The 3487-nt window shown below is 75.5% G+C and carries 3 protein-coding genes; 1 reads left to right on the top strand and 2 read right to left on the bottom strand.

Annotation, left to right across the window (positions count from 1 at the left end; genetic code table 11):
• Nucleotides 1–81: 81 nt before the first annotated feature.
• The gene (locus tag ACFRQN_RS40235; protein WP_074005383.1) at nt 82–597 is read right to left on the bottom strand and encodes a hypothetical protein; all 516 of its coding nucleotides are present in this window, start codon (nt 595–597) and stop codon (nt 82–84) included.
• Nucleotides 598–945: 348 nt separating this feature from the next.
• Between ACFRQN_RS40235 and ACFRQN_RS40230 the strand changes: the two genes are divergently transcribed.
• A complete protein-coding gene (locus ACFRQN_RS40230; RefSeq protein WP_380745612.1) occupies nt 946–1962 on the top strand; it encodes a helix-turn-helix domain-containing protein in 1017 nt (338 codons plus the stop codon).
• A gap of 381 nt (nt 1963–2343) precedes the next feature.
• Here the strand turns inward: ACFRQN_RS40230 and ACFRQN_RS40225 are convergent, their stop codons facing one another.
• On the bottom strand, nt 2344–3369 hold the full coding sequence (locus tag ACFRQN_RS40225) for a DUF4232 domain-containing protein (protein WP_380745610.1): 1026 nt from the start codon (nt 3367–3369) through the stop codon (nt 2344–2346).
• Between the last annotated feature and the right edge of the window lie 118 nt (nt 3370–3487).

The following is a 3487-nucleotide window of genomic DNA, read 5'->3' as shown; positions in this document are numbered from 1 at the left end:
GCCGCAGGGGGTGCGGCCGCCGGTGCCGGGTATCACGGGCCCGGCGGTGTCAGCAGGTGCCGGGCACGGGCCGGGTGGGTGTCAGCAGGTGCCGACGCGGCCGGACTGCGAGGACCAGACCGGGACCCAGGGGCTGCTGTTGTCGTGGGGGCGGTAGACGACGATGTTGGCGTCGTTCTGCATGCGCACCCAGTTGGCGCTGGGGTTGCAGCCGAAGCCGCTGCCGGTGGCCCACTTGGCGTTCTTGAAGGTGTCGTAGACGACGAAGTTGCCGTCGTACTGCATGATCGCCTTGCCCGCGCCGCCGAAGGTGGCGGTGTTCCACATCGCGGTGCCGTAGCGGTCGTACTCCACGAGGTTGCCGTCGGTCTGGTAGGTCAGCCGGTAGGCGCCGTTGGCGGAGACGAGCGAGTCACCGGGCAGCAGGCAGCTGCCCCAGTTCATGTGGTCCCAGCCGCTCGGGTTGCGCGAGCAGTTCCACTCGCTGTTGACGTCGGCGGACGCGCTGGTGGCCGTCGTCAGCCCGGTGAGCGAGGCCAGCGCCAGGGCGGCGCCGGCGAAGGCGAGCGTGCGCCTGGTCCTTCCGGTGTTCCTCATCGTTCCCCTCTTTCCGCTGCGGCGCGGTTCCCGACCGGCCGCGGCACGGTCTCGTCGACGGCGGTACGGGACGCGCCCCGTACGCCGCCCTCCGATGGGAGCAGGGCCTGTCGGTCCCTGCGTTCATGCCAACGGGCAGTGGCGGACGGCCGGTTCACCGGATTTCCCGTCGGGCGACGGCGGCCCCGGGCGGAGCGCGGCCGGGCTCCGGGCCCCCGGGCGGAGGACACCGGGCCTGACCTTGTAGGTTTCGGTGTCACCGGCTGCGAGGGGCCGGTGACACCTGGTGGGGAAGGGGAGCCCGACCGGGCAGGGAAGGGGACGGACCCCGGACGGGAAGGGCGGACAGTGGCGACGAGCACGGCGAGCGTGTTCCGCGGCGAGGGCGTACCCGAGAGGGAACGGTTCGAGTGCTGGCGGGAGTTGGTCAGCCGCACCCGGGACAGCGAGGTGACCAGCGACCACTGCGACGACTTCCGGGCGGAGATGCGGCGCCTGGAGCTCGGGCCGGTGACCCTCCTGCGGACCTCCTTCCCGCCGACCCGCTTCCAGCGCACCGAGCGCCGGGTGCGCCGCTCGGACCTCGGGGTGTTCCACCTGACCCTGCTGCTCGACGGCGGCTTCGCCCTGACCCCCGGCAGCGGGCGCACCGAGACCTTCGGACCCGGAAACCTGCACATGCTCGACAGCTCCCACTCCTTCGACCTGCGGGCCTTCGGCTCCCGCGCCCAGGCGCCCGCGGAGCGCCGGATCGAGGCCGTCGGCGTCGACTTCCCCACCGCCCTGCTGCCGCTGCCGCCGCACCGGGTGCACGAGCTGCTGGGCCGCGGCTTCTCCTCCCGGGAGGGCGCCTGCGCGCTGCTCTCGGAGTTCCTCGTCGGCCTGGACCGGCAGGCCGCCGTCCTGGGCCCGGCCGAGACCCCCCGGCTGGGCGGCATCGTGGTCGACCTGGTGGCCGCCTGGCTCGCCCGGGAACTGGACGCCGAGGCCGCCGTACCCGACGACACCCGGCAGCGGGCCCTGGTCGAGAACGTCCGGGCCTTCGTCGGACGCAACCTGCGCGACCCGGAGCTGACCCCCGCCGTGATCGCGGCCGCCCACCACATCTCGGTCAGCTACCTGCACCGCCTGTTCACCCGGCAGTCCGGCGGCGAGACCGTCGCCGCCTTCGTCCGCCGCCGCCGGCTGGAGCGGGCCCGCCGCGACCTGGCCGACCCCGCGCTGCGCGACCTGCCCGTCCACGCCGTCGCCACCCGCTGCGGCCTGCCCCGCGCCGCCGAGTTCAGCCGCGCATTCAAGACCGCGTACGGCCTCTCCCCCAGCGAGCACCGCCGGCGGGCCCTGGCCGGGGGCGCCGGCGGTTAGCCGCACGGGCGGCACGGCCCCGCCGATGGGGCCGCCGGGATCGAGGAGTCCCTCTACGCCGCGATGGACGCCGCCTGCGAAGGCCTGGACACCGACGCGGTGCTGCGCCTCCTGCACAACACCGGCCGCCGGCCGACCCACGCCCCCCGAGAACCCCGCACCGCGAGCACCCCGCGCGCACGGACGGGCCGGAAGACCGCACCTGTCCACCCAGTGCCAAGGACTGTCGACTCGGTGCCAACACGGCGGGGGTGTCTCCCTGGCATCCTCCACGAGTGAACACCGCGCGTCGGAACATCTCGTTCCGTTTCCGCGCCGACGGCCCGGCACGCCACGGGGGAGCGTGCCGGGCCGTCCTTCCCTCTCCAGGACCTCAGGGCCTCAGGGCCTCGGATCCGGCGACGGCTTGTCGTTCGCGTCCTCCCGGGCCCAGGCGCCGGCGCCGAGGCGGCCGGTGGTGCCGAGGTCGAGTTCCGGGACGACCATCACGGGGGCCGCGTCGGCGGTGGCGCGCACCCGGACGTACGGGGCGTTCTGCGGGTCCCCGGCCTCGGTGGTGTTGCGCCACACCAGGGTGGCGCGGGCGCCCTCCCCCGGCCCCAGGGCGATCTTCTGCGGCGGGTTGTCCGCGCCGGTGCCGGAGGCGATCTCGGCGCCGCCGCGCAGGATCCGCACGCCGTCGAGGGGCTTGTGGTCGGGGTCGAGCGGCTGCACCTGCGGGTAGCCGTCGAGGGTGACGGTGGCCGTCCCGCAGTTGCGCAGGTGCAGGCCGACCGCGCGCAGGCCCATCGCGGCGCTCCCCTCGTCGGCGTACAGCCGCAGGCCGGAGGGCGGGCAGGGGCCGCCGGCACTGGGCGCCTCGGCGGTGGGCACGCTGCGGACCTGGAGGAGCTCCGGCTTCGGCGGGCGGGGGTTGTCGGACCGTCCCAGGGTGGGCGCGCCCGGGCGGGAGCCCGGCCCGGTCGCGCCGGGCACGGTCAGGTCGATCCGCCCCTTCTCGGTGGCGCCGGGGGCGAGCCCGGTGACGGTCCGGGTGAGGTTCCCTCCCCCGCCCGGGCCGCCGAACACCGCCGCGCCCCGGTCCGGATCAGGGCCGTTGAACACCACGGTGTAGTCGTACGGTTCGGCGTTCGGGTTGGTCACCTCGTACTCGAAACAGGTGCGGCCGACGGCGGTGATCCGCACCCCGCCCTGGGCGAGCGCGGTCGGCTGCGGCACACCGGGCGCGCTCGGCGGCGCGCTGCCGCACGGCCGGGGGCTGCCGGAACCCTCCGGGCCGCCACCGGAGGCCACGGTCGTCGCGGTGCCGCAACCCGCGAGCAGGAACGCGGCGGTGGCGGCGGCCACGGCAGACGCGGCAGGGTGCCGGGCCGTCAACGGGCGGCGGGGCGGGGAGGGCTGGCGCATCGGTCGAGTCGATCACGCCCCGCACCGGACGGCAGTGACCTGCGCCACTTCACGGGCAACAGTCCTGCCACGGTCCGCGCCCCTGGCGGACGGGCCTCGGGCGCCGACCCGTACGGCC

The organism is Kitasatospora sp. NPDC056800, assembly GCF_042789775.1.
Taxonomy (GTDB): Bacteria; Actinomycetota; Actinomycetes; order Streptomycetales; family Streptomycetaceae; genus Kitasatospora.
Note: the sequence above shows the minus strand (reverse complement) of the source record. Positions and strands in the feature narration are given on the sequence as shown.

Bases quoted from the DNA above. Each gene is read 5' to 3' on its own strand.
- ACFRQN_RS40225 (WP_380745610.1), bottom strand. From the start codon at position 3,369: ATGCGCCAGCCCTCCCCGCCCCGCCGCCCGTTGACGGCCCGGCACCCT.
- ACFRQN_RS40235 (WP_074005383.1), bottom strand. From the start codon at position 597: ATGAGGAACACCGGAAGGACCAGGCGCACGCTCGCCTTCGCCGGCGCC.